At 68.1% G+C, this 16,283-nt stretch carries 13 protein-coding genes; 4 read left to right on the forward strand and 9 right to left on the reverse strand.

Annotation, left to right across the window (positions count from 1 at the left end):
• Positions 1-126: 126 nt before the first annotated feature.
• The 8 genes from whiA to FDK12_RS08760 all read right to left on the reverse strand — a co-directional run bounded on the left by whiA (position 127) and on the right by FDK12_RS08760 (position 10,066).
• Positions 127-1,107 (reverse strand): DNA-binding protein WhiA, encoded by a 981-nt coding sequence (whiA, locus tag FDK12_RS08725; RefSeq protein WP_104117315.1) that lies wholly within the window; start codon positions 1,105-1,107, stop codon positions 127-129.
• A 10-nt stretch (positions 1,108-1,117) separates the two neighbouring features.
• Complete coding sequence (locus tag FDK12_RS08730; RefSeq protein WP_137369230.1) at positions 1,118-2,143, reverse strand: uridine diphosphate-N-acetylglucosamine-binding protein YvcK; 1,026 nt, start codon at positions 2,141-2,143, stop codon at positions 1,118-1,120.
• Positions 2,143-3,042 (reverse strand): RNase adapter RapZ, encoded by a 900-nt coding sequence (gene rapZ / locus FDK12_RS08735; RefSeq protein ID WP_137369231.1) that lies wholly within the window; start codon positions 3,040-3,042, stop codon positions 2,143-2,145. Before rapZ ends, FDK12_RS08730 begins: the two co-directional genes overlap by 1 nt.
• Positions 3,043-3,142: 100 nt before the next feature.
• A complete protein-coding gene (uvrC, locus tag FDK12_RS08740; RefSeq protein ID WP_137369232.1) occupies positions 3,143-5,185 on the reverse strand; it encodes an excinuclease ABC subunit UvrC in 2,043 nt (680 codons plus the stop codon).
• A 108-nt stretch (positions 5,186-5,293) separates the two neighbouring features.
• Positions 5,294-5,962 (reverse strand): lysophospholipid acyltransferase family protein, encoded by a 669-nt coding sequence (locus tag FDK12_RS08745; protein WP_137369233.1) that lies wholly within the window; start codon positions 5,960-5,962, stop codon positions 5,294-5,296.
• The gene (locus tag FDK12_RS08750) at positions 5,949-6,605 is read right to left on the reverse strand and encodes an HAD hydrolase-like protein (RefSeq protein ID WP_223263215.1); all 657 of its coding nucleotides are present in this window, start codon (positions 6,603-6,605) and stop codon (positions 5,949-5,951) included. Before FDK12_RS08750 ends, FDK12_RS08745 begins: the two co-directional genes overlap by 14 nt.
• A gap of 85 nt (positions 6,606-6,690) precedes the next feature.
• A complete protein-coding gene (gene uvrA / locus FDK12_RS08755) occupies positions 6,691-9,603 on the reverse strand; it encodes an excinuclease ABC subunit UvrA (RefSeq protein ID WP_137369235.1) in 2,913 nt (970 codons plus the stop codon).
• A gap of 85 nt (positions 9,604-9,688) precedes the next feature.
• Positions 9,689-10,066 (reverse strand): GntR family transcriptional regulator, encoded by a 378-nt coding sequence (locus FDK12_RS08760; protein ID WP_104117322.1) that lies wholly within the window; start codon positions 10,064-10,066, stop codon positions 9,689-9,691.
• Positions 10,067-10,217: 151 nt separating this feature from the next.
• On the opposite strand from FDK12_RS08760, the gene FDK12_RS08765 reads away from it, so the two are divergent.
• Complete coding sequence (locus FDK12_RS08765) at positions 10,218-10,856, forward strand: MBL fold metallo-hydrolase (protein ID WP_137369236.1); 639 nt, start codon at positions 10,218-10,220, stop codon at positions 10,854-10,856.
• Positions 10,857-10,893: 37 nt separating this feature from the next.
• On the opposite strand, the gene FDK12_RS08770 is transcribed toward FDK12_RS08765, so the two are convergent.
• Positions 10,894-11,667 carry a trans-aconitate 2-methyltransferase gene (locus tag FDK12_RS08770; protein WP_137369237.1) on the reverse strand — a complete coding sequence of 258 codons (774 nt, stop codon included), beginning with the start codon at positions 11,665-11,667 and terminating at the stop codon, positions 10,894-10,896.
• Positions 11,668-11,728: 61 nt separating this feature from the next.
• Between FDK12_RS08770 and FDK12_RS08775 the strand changes: the two genes are divergently transcribed.
• From FDK12_RS08775 to FDK12_RS08785, 3 genes are all read left to right on the forward strand, one after another.
• Positions 11,729-14,272 carry a DEAD/DEAH box helicase gene (locus FDK12_RS08775; RefSeq protein WP_137369238.1) on the forward strand — a complete coding sequence of 848 codons (2,544 nt, stop codon included), beginning with the start codon at positions 11,729-11,731 and terminating at the stop codon, positions 14,270-14,272.
• Positions 14,273-14,333: 61 nt separating this feature from the next.
• Entirely contained in the window at positions 14,334-14,810 is a 477-nt protein-coding gene (locus FDK12_RS08780; protein WP_137369239.1) for a GNAT family N-acetyltransferase, read from the forward strand.
• A gap of 110 nt (positions 14,811-14,920) precedes the next feature.
• Positions 14,921-16,186, forward strand: coding sequence for an alpha/beta fold hydrolase (locus tag FDK12_RS08785; RefSeq protein WP_137369418.1), 1,266 nt, complete (start codon positions 14,921-14,923; stop codon positions 16,184-16,186).
• The last annotated feature ends 97 nt before the right edge of the window (positions 16,187-16,283 follow it).

Genomic DNA, 16,283 nt, shown 5'->3' on the forward strand with positions numbered 1-16,283 from the left:
TTCGCTCACGTAGTCCTCCATGTAGTGATCACAGCGCCTGCGCAGCCCATAGCCCTTTCGGGGCCCGGACCGCAGGCGTCCCCGCTCGATCAGAAACGGGCTTGTTGTTCCATCCTATGCACTCATTCACTCGTCGAGCATGTCCGGGGTCACATTCGCATCGGTCCCCGGGATGCCGATGTCCGACGCCCGCTTGTCCGCCATGGCCAGCAGCCGCCGGATGCGTCCGGCGATGGCGTCCTTGGTCATCACCGGGTCCGCGAGGCGGCCGAGTTCGTCGAGGCTCGCCTGTTTGTGGGCGACCCGCAGCTCCCCCGCGTAGCGCAGGTGCTCGGGCACCGTCTCGCCCAGGATCTCGAGCGCTCGTTCCACGCGTGCTCCGGCGGCGACGGCGGCCTGGGCGGACCGGCGGAGGTTCGCGTCGTCGAAGTTGGCGAGGCGGTTCGCCGTCGCGCGCACCTCCTTCCGCATGCGGCGTTCCTCCCACACCATCAGCGCGTCATGCGCACCCATGCGCGTCAGCAGTGCGGCGATGGTGTCGCCGTCCCGGATGACCACGCGATCGACTCCGCGGACCTCCCTTGCCTTCGCGGCGATGTCGAGCCGCCGGGCCGCCCCCACGAGCGCGAGCGCCGATTCCGGCCCGGGACAGGTGACCTCGAGGGAGGATGAACGTCCGGGCTCGGTGAGCGAGCCATGTGCGAGGAAGGCTCCGCGCCAGACGGCCTCGGCGTCCGCCGTCGAACCGTTCACGACCGCCGAGGGCAGCCCGCGGACGGGACGGCCGCGGCTGTCCAGCAGCCCGGTCTGGCGAGCCAGGGATTCGCCGTCGCGCACGACCCGCACGACGTAGCGGTTGCCGCGCTTCAGGCCACCACCCGTGACGACGATGATCTCGCTGTTGTGGCCGTAGACCTCCGCGATGGCCGCGCGCAGGCGGCGCGCCGTCGATGCGAGGTCGACCTCCGCCTCGATCACGATCCTGCCGGAGATGATGTGGAGACCTCCGGCGAACCGCAGCAGCGCGGCCACCTCGGCCTTGCGGACCGAGGACTTCTTGACGTCGAGGTGGGAAAGCTCCTCTTTGACGTCGGCGGTCAGGGCCACAGATACACTCCTAGTTCTCCCCAAACATGTCGTTGTAGGACGTCGCCAGCCGCAGCGGATCATGCACGGGCTTACCGGTCGAAACCCCCACTGTACCGAAGACCGCGCGTCCGCCCATGCCCGCGACGGCGGTCTCGAACTCCGAACGGTCCCCGATGACGGCGGGGTCGGCGAGTACGACGTCGACCGTGAAGTCGGGCGCGTACCGCGAGACCACGTTGAGGTGGTCGACGGCGCTCATGCCCTGGGTCTCCTTCGTGTCGTTGCTCAGGTTCATCGTGAGGCAGCGCTTGGCCGACGTACGGCACAGCGCACTGCGGAGCTCCGGAAGCAACAGGTGGGGCAGCACCGACGTGTACCAGGAGCCGGGCCCGAGGATCACCCAGTCCGCGAGCTCGATGGCTTCCAGGGCGTCCTGGCACGCGGGGGCGGCGGCGGGGAGCAGGCGCACATTGCTCACGTTGCCGGTCTCCGCCGCGACCGCCAGTTTCGCCTGCCCGGTGACCGTCCTGACGCGCAGTGAGCCCTGGACCTCGCTGAGCACGTCACCCTCGATCGTCAGGGGCACACTGGCCATCGGGAGGACCCGGCCACGTGCTCCGAGCAGCGCACCCGCCCACTGCAGGCCGGCCACCGGATCACCGAGCAGTTCCCAGAGGGTGACGATCAGCAGGTTGCCCATGGCATGGTCGTCCAGCGAGCCCTCGATCCCCTCCCGGGACGCGAACCGGTGCTGCATCACGTCGCGCCAGGTCCTGCCCCAATCCGTGTCGTCGCACAGTGCGGCGAGAGCCATGCGGAGGTCTCCGGGAGGCAGCACCCCGAGCTCGTGGCGGAGCCGGCCGGAGGAGCCGCCGTCGTCCGCCACGGTCACGACGGCCGTCAACTCCTGCGTCAGGAGGCGCAGCGCGGACAGGGAGGCGGAAAGACCGTGCCCACCCCCGAGTGCCACGACGGACGGGGCAGCGCCCTGTCCCTCACCCCTCGTGCGGGCCGCAGGTGGGATGAGGGGCAACGGACCCGAGAAGAGGGCCACTACTCACGCCCGAGGTCGCGGTGGTGTGCGGCGACCTGCACTCCCGGCAGCTGGGCCAGCCGCTGCGCGATCTCCTCCGTCACCGCGACCGAGCGGTGCTTCCCGCCCGTGCACCCCACCGCGATGGTGGCGTAGTGCTTGTTCTCCCGCCGGTAGCCGTCGAGGACAGGGACGAGGGCATGCACGTAGCGGTCGATGAAGTCGCTCGCTCCCTGGGCACCCAGGACGTAGTCGCGCACCGGTGCATCCAGTCCCGTCTGGGGCCGCAGGACGGGAACCCAGTGCGGATTGGGGATGAAACGGACGTCCGCCACGTAGTTGGCGTCCACCGGCAGCCCGTACTTGAACCCGAAGCTCATGACGTTGAGGCGGAGGACGATGGGGCCGGACTCGGAGAACAGCTCGGTGACGCTGGTCGCCAGGGCATGCACGTTGAGGTCGGAGGTGTCGATCACGACGTCGGACGATTGCTTCAGTTCCTTGAGCACCTCGCGTTCCGCTGCGATGCCGTCGAGGATGCGGCCGTCACCCTGCAGCGGATGCGGTCTGCGGCCCTGCTCGAAACGCCTCACGAGCACCGCGTCGTCCGCGTCGAGGAAGAGCACCCTGTAGTCGACGCCTGCGGCCCGGAGCCCGGCCAGGGAGGCCTTGATATCGCTGAAGAGCTCCTTGCCGCGCACGTCGATCACGACGGCCAGCTTCGGGATGGACTGTGGCGTCCGCGCCACGAGCTCGGTCAGCGTGGTGAGCATCTGCGGCGGCAGGTTCTCGACGACGTACCAGCCGTGGTCCTCGAGCGCGTTCGCGGCCGTGCTGCGCCCGGCACCCGACATGCCGGTCACCACCAGCAGCTCGGACTCGGTGGGCTTGACCGGAGTCAGGCTCGTGGCCTCAGTCATCGTGGTGCATCCGTTCCGGCTCGTCGGGATGTCCCGGGTCTCCCGGGTGCCCTGGTGTGTGCGTCTCGACGGCGCGCCTGCGGCCGCGCCTTCAGCCTAGCTAATCTTCGATGATCTCGCCCGTGGTCATGTTCACGGCGGGGGCGGGTGCATCGGCGGATTCGACGGCGAGTGCGGCCCGGATGGTCTCGGCGAGGGCCGGACCCACCCCTGGTACCTCGACGAGCTCCTCGACGGTGGCTGCACGGATCTTCTTGACGGAGCCGAACTGCTTGAGGAGGGCCTTGCGCCTGGCCGGCCCCAGCCCGGGAATGTCGTCGAGCGCCGAGGCAGTCATCGACTTGCCGCGCTTCTGGCGGTGGAACGTGATCGCGAAACGGTGCGCCTCGTCACGGATCCGCTGCAGCATGAAGAGACCCTCGGAGGCCCTCGGCAGGATCACCGGGAACTCGCTGTCCTGCACCCACACCTCCTCGAGGCGCTTGGCCAGACCGATCACGAAGACGTCGTCGATGCCGAGGTCCTCGAGCGCGCGGGCTGCGGCGGCCACCTGGGGAGGCCCGCCGTCGACGACGACCAGGTTCGGCGGGTAGGCGAACCGGTTGCGCGCGATAGCCGTCGTCGTGTCCTTCACCGGCTCCCCCTGCTCGTCCACGTCCGGGTGCTCGAGGACCGACGCCTCGTCATCGACGGGGTCGACGTCGGGATCCGGCGCTGCGGCGTCGCGCTGCTCCCCGGACTTGCCGGCGAGGTAGTTGCGGAAGCGCCGGTAGATGACGTCGTACATGGAGGCGGTGTCATCGCGCGCCGCGTCACCGGTGATAGAGAACTTCCGGTATTCGGACTTGCGCGGGAGGCCGTCCTCGACGACGACCATCGACGCCACGACATTGGTGCCCTGCACGTGCGAGATGTCGAAGCACTCGATGCGCATGAGGGGCTGCGGGAGGTCGAGCGCTTCCTGCAGCTCCTGGAGGGCGGCGGAGCGGGTCGTGATGTCGCCCGCACGGCGGCTCTTGTGGAGGCGGAGGGCGTCCGCGGCGTTCTGCTCCACGGTGCCGAGGAGCGTGGCCTTGTCACCCCGCTGCGGTACCCGCACATCGACCCTGGCGCCGCGCAGCCCCCGCAGCCACTCGAGCATCTGATCCTCGTTGCTGGGCATGACAGGGACGAGGACCTCGCGGGGAATCTGGTCGTTGCTGCTGCTGCCCTCGCCGTAGACCTGCTGGAGCAGGTGTTCCACGAGGTCGGCCGTGTCCATGTCCTCGACCTTCTCGACGACCCAACCGCGCTGGCCGCGGATCCTGCCGCCGCGGACGTGGAAGACCTGGGCCGCGGCCTCGAGTTCGTCCTCCTTCAGCGCGAAGATGTCCGCGTCGGTGTCCTCGCTCAGCACGACGGTGTTGCGTTCGAACACCCGGCGGAGCGCGGCGATGTCGTCGCGCAGGCGCGCTGCCGACTCGTAGTCGAGCTCCGCGACCGCCTCACCCATCTTCCTCTCGAGCCCGGAGATGAACTTCTTCGCCTCCCCGCCCATGAAGTCGCAGAAGTCGCTTGCGAGTGCTTTGTGGTCCTCAGGGCTGATACGACCGACGCACGGCGCGGAACACTTGTCGATGTAGCCGAGCAGGCACGGCCTCCCGGTCCGTTCGGCGCGCTTGAAGACGCCGGCGCTGCAGGTGCGGACGGGGAACACCCGGATCATGGTGTCGACCGTCTCGCGGATGGCCTTCGCGGGATAGAACGGGCCGAAGTAGCGCGTGTCCTTCTTCTTGTCCCCACGCATGACCTGCACACGTGGGTACTTCTCCCCCATAGTGACGGCCAGGTACGGGTATGACTTGTCGTCACGGAACATGATGTTGAAGCGGGGATCGAATTCCTTGATCCACGTGTACTCGAGCTGGAGCGCTTCGAGTTCGCTCCCGACGACCGTCCACTCGACGCTCGCCGCGGTGAAGACCATGCTGCGTGTCTTGGCCAGCAGACCCTGGGGGTTCGCGAAGTACGAGTTCAGTCGGGACCGGAGATTCTTGGCCTTGCCGACGTAGATGACCCGGCCGTGCTCGTCGCGGAAACGGTACACGCCGGGCTCGGTCGGGATCTCGCCTGTCTTCGGCCGGTATGTTACTGGGTTCGCCACACCTTCAATCCTAGGGCTGGGCAGTGACACACCCTGACGCCCGGGTAGGTTTCCGCTGACCGCTGACGCAGGTTCCCTGCCGCCTCGCGGACCGCCGCGCAGCGCGGACTATTCGGCTGCGGGGCTCTGGTTGTAGTGCGCCACGCGCTCCTGGCGGGTCAGGGCAGCGATGCTGTCCATGATGGTGTCCGTGGCACTTCGGCGGGCGGGCAGCGGATGCCCGGGCCCCGTCTTCGCGAAGACGAGGGGCTCGCCGATGCGCATCGTGAAGTGCTGCGGCCGGATGCCCTTCTTGCCCGCGGGTTGCAGGGCATCCGTTCCCACCAGTCCGACGGGCACCACGGGCGCACCTGTCGTCAGCGCGAGCCAGCCGACGCCTGTCCTCCCCCGGTACAGCCGACCGTCCCGCGACCGGGTGCCCTCCGGATAGATGCCGACGCCGTCACCCTGTTCCAGCAGATCGAGCAGCGTCTTCAGCGCCTGGACGCTCGCAGCCTGCTGGCCACGCTCTACGGGGATGGATCCGACGCCCTCGAAGAACGATCTCATGAGGGCGCCCTTCACCCCGGAGCCCGTGAAGTACTCCGCCTTCGCGAAGAACGCGACGGGACGAGGCATGAGTGCCTGTACCAGCACGCTGTCGAGGAAGGACAGGTGGTTCGGCGCGACGATGAAGGGCCCGTCCGCCGGCACGTTCTGCAGCCCTTCGACGGTGGGCCGGCAGAGACCGGCGATCAGGCCGCGCGTCGTGGTCCGCGTCAGGTCATAGACCCCCACGGAGCACCTCCAGCAGCCGATCCGCAGTGTCCACGACGGCGGTGGCTCCGGCGCGCTCCAGCTCGCCTGCGGCCGCGAACCCCCATCCGACACCGATGCACTCGAGGCCGTTAACACGCGCACCCTCGACGTCGTGGTGCCGGTCGCCGACCATGATCGCTCGGTCGGTCGCCGCCCGGTGGTGCTCCAGCGCGGCGCGGATGATGGGTCCCTTTCCGCCGCCGGCCGCGGTCTCGTCGCGTGGGGAGCCGTGAACCGACGCGAAGAGGTGCCGGAGACCCTGCACCTCGAGCAGCTCCTCGGCGAGCCACTCGGGTTTCTGGGTAGCGACAGCGACGACGGCGCCAGCGTCCACCAGGGCCTGCACGCACCGCGCGATACCCGGGTACGGACGACTCTGCGTCAGGCCCTCCGCGAGGTACCCCGACCGGTAGGTCGTCACCACCTCGTGCACGCGCGACGACGGCACCCCGCCCAGCTTCGTCAATGATTCGAGCAGCGGCGGCCCGACCATGGCCTGCAGCGACTCGTCATCGGGCACCGGGAAGCCGTGGCTCTGCAGGGCGGCGCTGATACCTCCGGTAATCGCTCCTGCGGGGTCGACGAGGGTCCCGTCGAGGTCGAAGAGTATCAGCGAATGCATATTTGCCACCGGGCAAGCTTGCCATAGCACCGGGAGGGCATGCATCACGCATGCCCTCCCGGTTATATTCGAACTGCGGCGGCAGCTAGACGGCGTCCTTCTCGAAGATCTCCCTGAGGAAGGTGCCGGTGTAGCTGCGCTCGTTCTTGGCCACCTGCTCCGGAGTGCCGGTCGCGATGATCTGTCCGCCGCCCGAACCGCCGTCCGGCCCGAGGTCGATGACCCAGTCCGCGCTCTTGATCACGTCGAGGTTGTGTTCGATGGTGATGACGGTGTTGCCCTTGTCCACGAGGCCCTGCAGGACCAGGAGGAGCTTGCGGATGTCTTCGAAGTGCAGGCCCGTGGTCGGCTCGTCGAGTACGTAGATGCTGCGTCCGTTCGAACGTTTCTGCAGCTCGCTGGCGAGCTTCACGCGCTGCGCCTCCCCGCCCGAGAGCGTCGTGGCGGGCTGGCCGAGGCGCACATAGCCCAGGCCGACCTCCACGAGGGTGTTCAGGTGCCGCGCGATCGGGCTGAAGGCGGCGAAGAACTCGGCGCCCTCCTCGATCGGCATGTCGAGGACGTCGGCGATGGTCTTCCCCTTGTAGTGCACCTCCAGCGTCTCGCGATTGTAGCGCGCGCCGTGGCACACCTCGCACGGGACGTACACGTCGGGCAGGAAGTTCATCTCGATCTTCAGCGTCCCGTCGCCGGAACAGGCTTCACAGCGCCCGCCCTTGACGTTGAAGGAGAACCGGCCCGGCAGGTACCCGCGGACCTTCGCCTCGGTGGTCTCGGCGAAGAGCTTCCGGATGTTGTCGAACACACCCGTGTAGGTGGCCGGGTTCGATCGGGGGGTGCGGCCGATAGGGCTCTGGTCCACGTGGATGACCTTGTCCAGATGCTCGAGCCCGTCGATGCGCTTGTGCCGTCCGGCTACCTGCTTCGCGCCGTTGAGCTTGTTCGCCAGCACCTTGTACAGGATGTCGTTCACCAGGGTCGACTTGCCTGACCCGCTGACGCCGGTGACGGCCGTCATCACGCCGAGCGGGATCGTGGCATCGGCGTTGGTCAGGTTGTGTTCGCGCGCGCCGACGACCTTGAGCTGGCGGGATCGGTCGATCTTGCGCCGCTTCGTCGGGATCTCGATCTTCCGCCGGCCGGAAAGGTAGTCGCCGGTCAGTGACTTCTCGTTGGTGAGGAGGTCCTCGAGGAGGCCGGAATGCACCACTTCACCGCCGTGCTCGCCGGCACCGGGTCCGATGTCCACGATCCAGTCGGCCTCGGCGATGGTGTCCTCGTCGTGCTCGACGACGATGAGCGTGTTGCCCAGGTTCCGCAGGCGCGTGAGGGTCTCGATGAGTCGCCGGTTGTCACGCTGGTGCAGCCCGATCGAGGGTTCGTCGAGGACGTAGAGCACCCCGACGAGCCCTGAACCGATCTGTGTGGCGAGCCGGATGCGTTGCGCCTCTCCGCCCGACAGCGTTCCCGACGCGCGCTCGAGGTTCAGGTACTCGAGCCCGACGTCGAGGAGGAAGGTCAGGCGTGCCTGGATCTCCTTGAGGACCTGGTTGGCGATCTGCGCCTCGCGACCGGTGAGCACGAGGTTGTCGAGGAACTCCGCGCAGTCGCGCATGGGCATCGCCGACACCTCGGCGATGGAGCGCCCGTTGATGAGTACGGACAGTGACGCGGGATTGAGCCGCGCGCCACCACAGGCGGGGCACGGGATTTCCCGCATGTACTCCTCGTACCGGTCCCGTGCGTTGTCGGACTCCGTCTCCGCGTGCTTGCGCTGGATGTACTGGATGGCACCCTCGAAGCCCGTGCTGTACTTGCGCTCGCGGCCGAACCGGTTCTTGTACTGCACGACCACCTTGTGGTCCTTGCCGTAGAGCGCCGCTTCCCGGGCACGGTCCGGCAGCTTGCGCCAGGGCGTGGTGATGTCGAAGTTAAGCTCGGAGGCGAGTCCCTCGAGCAGGCGGGTCCAGTACTCGAGGGTCGCCGTTCCGAGCGACCACGGCGCGATCGCGCCCTCGGCGAGGCTCAGGTCCGGGTTGGGAACCACGAGCTCCTCGTCGACCTCGAGCTTCGTGCCGATACCGGTGCAGGCCGGGCACGCACCGAAGGGATTGTTGAAGGAGAACGAGCGCGGCTCGATCTCGTCGATAGCCAGGGGATGCTCGTTCGGGCATGCGAGGTGCTCGGAGAAGGCGTGCAGGCGCTTCGCGTCATCCTCGGGGAGGTCGACGAACTCGGCGAGGACGCGCCCGTCGGCGAGCTTGAGCGCGGTCTCGACGGAATCCGTGAGTCGCTGCTGGATGCCGCCCTTGACCACGAGGCGGTCGATGATGACCTCGATGGTGTGCTTGTACTGCTTGCCCAGCTTCGGGGGATCGCTCAGCTGGACTAGCTTGCCGTCCACGCGAGCACGGGAATAGCCCTTGGCCGTGAGCTCCTGGAAGAGGTCCACGAACTCGCCCTTGCGCGCCCTGACCACCGGGGCGAGGACCTGGAATCGGGTGCCCTCATCGAGCTCGAGCAGCTGGTCGACGATCTGCTGGGGAGTCTGCTTTGCAACGGGTTCGCCGCACACGGGGCAGTGGGGGCGGCCGACGCGCGCCCACAGGAGGCGCATGTAGTCGTAGATCTCGGTGATGGTACCGACGGTCGACCGCGGATTCTTGCTCGTCGACTTCTGGTCGATCGAGACGGCGGGTGAGAGACCCTCGATGAAGTCGACGTCGGGCTTGTCCACCTGCCCCAGGAACTGGCGGGCATAGGCCGAGAGCGACTCGACGTAGCGCCGCTGTCCCTCCGCGAAGATGGTGTCGAATGCGAGGGACGACTTGCCGGACCCGGACAGCCCGGTGAAGACGATCATGGCGTCCCGCGGGAGGTCGAGGTCGACGTTCCGCAGATTGTGTTCGCGTGCGCCCTTGACGATCAGCCGGGACAGGTCCTGGGGAGCGGGCTCCGGGTTGCGGGCGTGCTGCTCAAGAGAATTTGCTATAGACACCAGACCACTGTAAGTGAAATGACGTTCGAAGACATATTCGAATAGCGGCCCAGCCGCACAGTTCTGGCGCGCGCGCGGCCGCCGTTCACGCTCGGCGCAATGCCGCGCGCACTATAGCGACCGCGTCGCTCTCCGGAAGGCCGGTGGCAGCCACGACGGCGGCGAAGTCGGCAGCCGCGGCGGCGACCCGCAGACGGGCGTCGTCGCCCCCGGCGGTGATGATGGTTCCCGCTCTGCCCCTGGTCTCGACGGCACCGGCCTGCTCGAGTTCGCGGTAGGCACGGGCCACGGTGTTGGCGGCGATGCCGAGGTGTGCGGCCAAAGTCCGCACCGGCGGCAGCCGGGTGCCCGCGGCAGCCTTCCCCGAGTTCGCGGCGGCCAGGATCGACTGCTTGATCTGCTCGAATGGAGGAACGGAGCTCGTACCGTCGAGCCTCAGCCATCGCGGAACGTCCTGCTCCACGCCTCACCCCTCCCACGTCGTCGCACACCGGGCCGGGTGGTCCGGGTGTACCTGCACCCTACCGTCGTCCCGTTTTCCCGGGCGCCTGTGCCGGCGCGGGCTGGTGCAATCACGCGGCGTGCGGCACGGTCGCATTGCCTAGACTTGGCTCATGCATGACCTCAGCGAAGTCACCATCCGCAGTATCTCCGTGTCCGAGATGGACAACAACATCTACGTGCTGACGTCCAAGTCGAGCGGTGCCCAGGTACTGATCGACGCCGCCGACGACGCCCCCGCGATCCTCTCGCTCCTCGCGGACGCTCAGGCGGACACCGATGCCGAGGCCCGCGTGGCGCTGATCGTCACGACGCACTCGCACTGGGACCACGTCCGGGCCCTCGCCGAGGTCAAGGACGTCACGAGGGCGCGCACCGCCGCCGGGGAGGACGACGTCGCGGACATCGAGGTTCCCACGGACGTCCCGCTGCGGCACCACGACGTCGGGTCCTTCGAGGGCTTCGAGCTTGAGGCGATCCACCTGCGCGGGCACACTCCGGGCTCCGTGGCGCTGCTCTACCGCGATCCGCACGGCCCGGCCCACCTCTTCACGGGCGATTCGCTGTTCCCCGGCGGCGTCGGCAACACGCAGGGCGATCCGGATCGCTTCGCGTCGCTCTACGACGACGTCGTCACCCGCGTCTTCGACTACCTGCCGGACGACACCGTCGTCCACCCCGGTCACGGCAACGGGACCACCCTCGGCGCAGAACGCGGGTCCCTCGAGGAATGGAAGCAGCGCGGCTGGTAGGAGCACGGACGACGGCCAGGAGGGCCGGACGGGCCGTTCAGGCAGCCCGGTGCCCGACCGCGAAGATGCGGCGGAAGCCGAACACCGTGCCGATCGCCGTCCGGGGGTACGCGCGGCGCAGCATGTCCCCGTATCCGGCCTCGAACTCCTCCGTCTCCCCGGCTGACAGCACGTCCAGGATCGGACGCAACCCTGTACCGCGCACCCAGTCCAGCACGGCGTCCTCACCCTGGAGCACCTGCTGGTACGTCGTCTCCCAGACATCGGCGTCGAGACCGGCGGACAGCAGGATCCCGAGGTAGTCGGAGGGTTCGCCCACGGCATCGTCGTGACGCAGCACGCCCTGCAGGAGGGGCGCCCACCGGGCGCTCGCGGCATGCTCGCGCATCAGGGCGTGGGACGGGGCCGAGAAGTTGCCGGGAACCTGCAGCGCGAGCCATCCCCCCACCGGGATCGCCTCCGCCCACGCGGCAACGAGTTCCTGATGTTTGGGAATCCACTGAAGGGCCGCGTTCGTCACGACGACGTCGTCGCCACCGGGCCGGTACTCCCGGAGGTCCTGCTGCTCGAACGTCAGGTTGGCGGGCGCCTGCCGCTGCCGGGCTGCGCCGATCATGTCGGCACTCGAATCGACGCCGACGACCGCGGCGTCCGGCCACCGCAGCGCGAGCGCCTCGGTCAATGCGCCGGTCCCGCACCCGAGGTCCACGACGCTCCGCGGCGACGGGTGGTCGATCCTCCCCACCAGGTCGAAGAACGGCCGGCCCCGAAGGCCAGCATGGCGGAGGTACGTTCCAGGGTCCCAGCGCATGGTCCACCCTAACGCCGCCGGAGCGCGGCCGTGCCCCGGCCACCGGTAGGCTGAACGGACCATGAGGATTCAAGAGCACCTGCCCCGGCACGACGACGGCCGACCCCCAGCCGATGCCGTCTACGAAGCCTTCACGGGCTGGGCGACGGCCCGTGGGCTCGCGCTCTACCCCGCCCAGGACGAGGCGGCGATGGAGCTCGTCTCCGGCAACAACGTGATCCTGGCGACACCCACCGGATCGGGAAAGTCCCTCGTCGCGATCGCAGCGCACCTGAAGTCCTTCGCCGAGGGCCGCACGAGCTACTACACCGCGCCGATCAAGGCCCTCGTGTCCGAGAAGTTCTTCGCGCTCTGCGACATCTTCGGGCCCGAGAACGTCGGCATGATCACCGGGGACTCCGGTGTGAACCAGGACGCACCGATCATCTGCTGCACCGCCGAGATCCTCGCAAACCTCGCCCTGCGCGAGGGCGCCCAAGCGGACGTCGACACCGTGGTGATGGACGAATTCCACTTCTATTCCGACCCGCAGCGGGGTTGGGCGTGGCAGGTCCCGTTGCTCGAACTGCCCCAGGCACAGTTCCTGCTGATGTCCGCGACCCTCGGCGACGTCACGCGCTTCGAGAAGGACCTCACGGACCGCACAGGCCGTCAGACGGCGACCGTCACGTCCGTAGAACGCCCCATCCCGCTGCACTTCTACTACGTCGAGACGCCGGTGCAGGAATCCCTCGAGGAGTTGCTGTCCACCCGGCAGGCTCCTGTCTACGTGGTGCATTTCAGCCAGGCCGAGGCCATCGAGCGCGCCCAGAACCCGATGAGCGTCAACATCTGCACGCGCGAGGAGAAGGACCGTATCGCGGAGCTCATTGCGACGTTCCGGTTCTCGTCCGGGTTCGGCAAGACCCTCAACAGGCTGGTGCGTCACGGCATCGGCGTACACCACGCGGGCATGCTGCCGAAGTACAGGCGTCTGGTCGAGCAGCTTGCGCAGGCCGGTCTGCTGAAGGTCATCTGTGGTACCGACACCCTCGGGGTCGGGATCAATGTGCCCATCCGCACAGTGCTCCTGACTGCCCTCAGCAAGTACGACGGCGTCCGCACCCGCCTGCTCAACTCCCGCGAGTTCCACCAGATCTCGGGCCGCGCGGGTCGTGCGGGCTACGACACCGCGGGCACCGTCGTCGTACAGGCACCCGAGCACGTCGTGGAGAACGCCAAGGCCATGGCGAAGGCCGTGTCCAAATTCGGCGACGACCAGAAGAAGCTGCGTCAGGTTGTGCGGAAGAAGCCCCAGCAGGGATTCGTCTCCTGGGGCAGGCCGACGTACGAACGGCTCGTCGAGAGCATCCCGGACCCCCTGACGTCGTCGTTCACCGTCAGCCACTCGATGCTCCTGAACCTCCTCGAGCGACCCGGCGATCCCTTCACGGCAGCGAAGCGGCTACTGACCGAGAACCACGAGACACGGGCCTCGCAGCTGCGCCTCATGCGCCGCGCGATCGGCATCTACCGCGAGCTCGTCGCGGCGGGGATCGTGGAGAAGCTGCCGGAACCGGAGCCGGACGGCCGGCAGGTCCGGCTCAAGGTGCATCTGCAGGCGAACTTCGCCCTCAATCAGCCGCTCTCGCCCTTCGCCCTGGCAAGCCTCGAGATCCTCGACCCCGAGGCTCCGGGCTACGCGCTCGACGTCGTGTCCGTCATCGAGGCCACGCTCGAGAAGCCACGTCAGGTCCTCAACGCGCAGGAGAAGAAGGCACGCGGCGAGGCCGTGGCGGCGATGAAGGCCGAGGGCATCGACTACGACGCCCGGATGGCCCGTCTCGAGGAGGTCACCTACCCGAAGCCGCTCGAGGAACTGCTGCAGCAGGCATTCGACGTGTACCGAGCGTCCGCGCCATGGCTCGGCGACTTCGAACTCGCGCCGAAGTCCGTGGTGCGTGACATGTACGAGCGGGCGATGAGTTTTGGTGAGTACGTCGCGTTCTACGCACTCACCCGTTCCGAGGGCATCCTCCTGCGGTACCTCGCCGACTGCTACAAGGCGCTGCGTCACACCGTTCCGGTCGAGGCGCTCCGCGAGGACCTCAGCGACATCATGGAGTGGCTCGGCGAACTCGTGCGTCAGGTGGACAGCAGCCTTCTGGACGAGTGGACCCAGCTGGCGGCCGGAATAGCACCGGGTGCAGCGGCGGAAGCCGTCGACCTGCCGGAGGAGCCACCGTCGGTGACGTCCAACGAGCGGGCGTTCCGGGTCATGGTGCGCAACGAGATGTTCCAGCGCGTGAAGCTGTTCGCCGACGAGCAGGACGAGGCACTCGGTGCGCTCGACGCCGACTCGGGATGGACGGCGGACAGCTGGGCCGATGCCATGGACGGGTACTTCGGTGACTACGAGGACATCGACGACGGCCCCGAGGCGCGCGGCCCCGACCTGCTGCTGATCACCAAGATGCCGGGAGCGTGGAAGGTGCGCCAGATCCTGAAGGACCCCGAGGGCAACGGCGACTGGGGGATCAACGCCGAGGTCGACCTCGCGGCGTCCGACGAGGCGGGCACTCCTGTGATCCGGATTCTCGGTGTCGGGGCGCCGGTAGCAGCCTGACGCCTTGGCATCGGCGCTCGGACCTAGTCGAGGGCGGGCCGCGCTTGACTAGGCTTGAGGCATGAACACCATTCGAGAAGCACGTCCCGCAGACGTTCCGGTCATCCTCCAGCTCATCCATGATCTCGCGATCTACGAACGCGAGCCGGACGCCGTGAAGAACACCGTCACCTCCCTGCAGGACGCGCTGTTCGGCGACCGGCCCACCATCTACGCGCACGTCGCCGAGGCACGGGGTCAGGTCCAGGGATTCGCCCTCTGGTTCCTCAACTACTCGACCTGGGAGGGCGTCAACGGCATCTATCTCGAGGACCTCTACGTCCGCCCGGAGGCGCGCGGAGCCGGCGTGGGCAAGGCGCTCCTCGCCAACCTCGCGAAGATCGCGACCACGCGCGGCTATGCCCGGGTCGAGTGGTCCGTGCTCAACTGGAACGAGCCATCGATCCGTTTCTATGAGAGCCTCGGCGCGCGCGCACAGTCGGAGTGGAGCACCTTCAGGCTGACGGGTGATGCCCTCGCCGACGTAGCCGCCCTGTGAAGCCACCGGCGGCGCAGTCCGCGGACGAGACCCGAGCGGATCAGCATCGCGGCGGCGCGGCGGGTGACACGGACCCCTGTGAGGACCACACCAGGGGCCGGACGGCGGTCATGCGCGGACTGCGGTCGACGGCGCACCGCTTCCGCGTGCCGCTGGACCACGCGGGTCGCCACTCCCCCACGATCGAGGTGTTCGCCCGCGAGTACTCCTCCCTCGAGCACAGCGACGACGACGTCGCAGCCCTCCCCTGGCTCCTGTTCCTCCAGGGCGGACCGGGCGGGCGAGGCGTCCGCGCGACGCAGCTCTCCGGCTGGATGAAAGCGGCGGCGCGAGAGTTCCGCATCCTGATGCTCGACCAGCGGGGCACCGGTCTGTCGACGCCCGCCGATGCCGCGACGCTGGGCTCGCTGCCGTCGGCCGAGGCGCAGGCGGAGTACCTGACCCACTTCCGAGCGGATTCGATCGTGGCCGACGCAGAACTCATCCGGGAACGTCTCGGTATCGGCCGATGGACCGTGTTCGGTCAGAGCTACGGCGGCTTCTGCACACTCACCTACCTGTCGCTCGCGCCGCAGGGTATCGAGCGCGCACTGATCACAGGAGGGCTCGCGCCCCTGTCCGGGCGGCCGGACGAGGTCTACCGTGCGACGTTCGCCCGGGTCGAGGAACGCAACGCCGAGTACTTCGCGCTGTACCCGGAGGACCGTGAACTCGTCACCCGCATAGCCCGCCACCTGGACGGCGTCGAGGAATACCTACCCGGCGGGGACCGGCTCACGGCGCGGCGGTTCCAGATGGTGGGTTCCTTCCTCGGCGGCAACACCAGGATCCACGGACTGCACTACCTGCTCGAGGACGCCTTCATCCGGACTGCCCACGGCCCCCGACTCTCAGCGGCGTTCCTCGAGCAGGTCCACGCGGTCGTCAGCAGGGCGTCGCAGCCGCTCTACGCCCTCCTGCACGAATCGATCTACTGCCAGGGCTTCGCCTCGTCGTGGTCCGCGCAGCGTGTGCTCGGCGAGTACCCGCAGTTCCGCGAGGACGCCGGTCAGGTCCTGCTGACCGGCGAGATGGTCTACCCCTGGTACTTCGAGGAGGACCCCGCCCTGCGGCCCCTTCGGGCCGTCGCCGATATCCTCGCTGACAAGGACGACTGGGGCCCGCTCTACGACACCGATGTGCTGGCGACCAACATCGTTCCCGTTGCGGCCGCGGTCTACCGCCACGACATCTACGTCGACAGGGACCTGTCACTGACAACGGCGGCGACTGTTCGGAACCTCGAGGTATGGGAGACGGACGAGTTCCACCACGACGGCATCGCGGACGACGGCGAGGCGATCTTCGATCGCCTGCTCTCCATGACGCGCCGCTAGCGGCTCCTCAGCAGTCGCGCGGAGCGCTCCAGAGACAGCCCCCGGAGACAGAAGGACCCCGCACGATGTGCGGGGTCCTTCTGCCTGTCACGGCGAG

This window comes from Arthrobacter sp. NamB2 (assembly GCF_005281365.1).
Classification (GTDB): Bacteria; Actinomycetota; Actinomycetes; order Actinomycetales; family Micrococcaceae; genus Arthrobacter_D.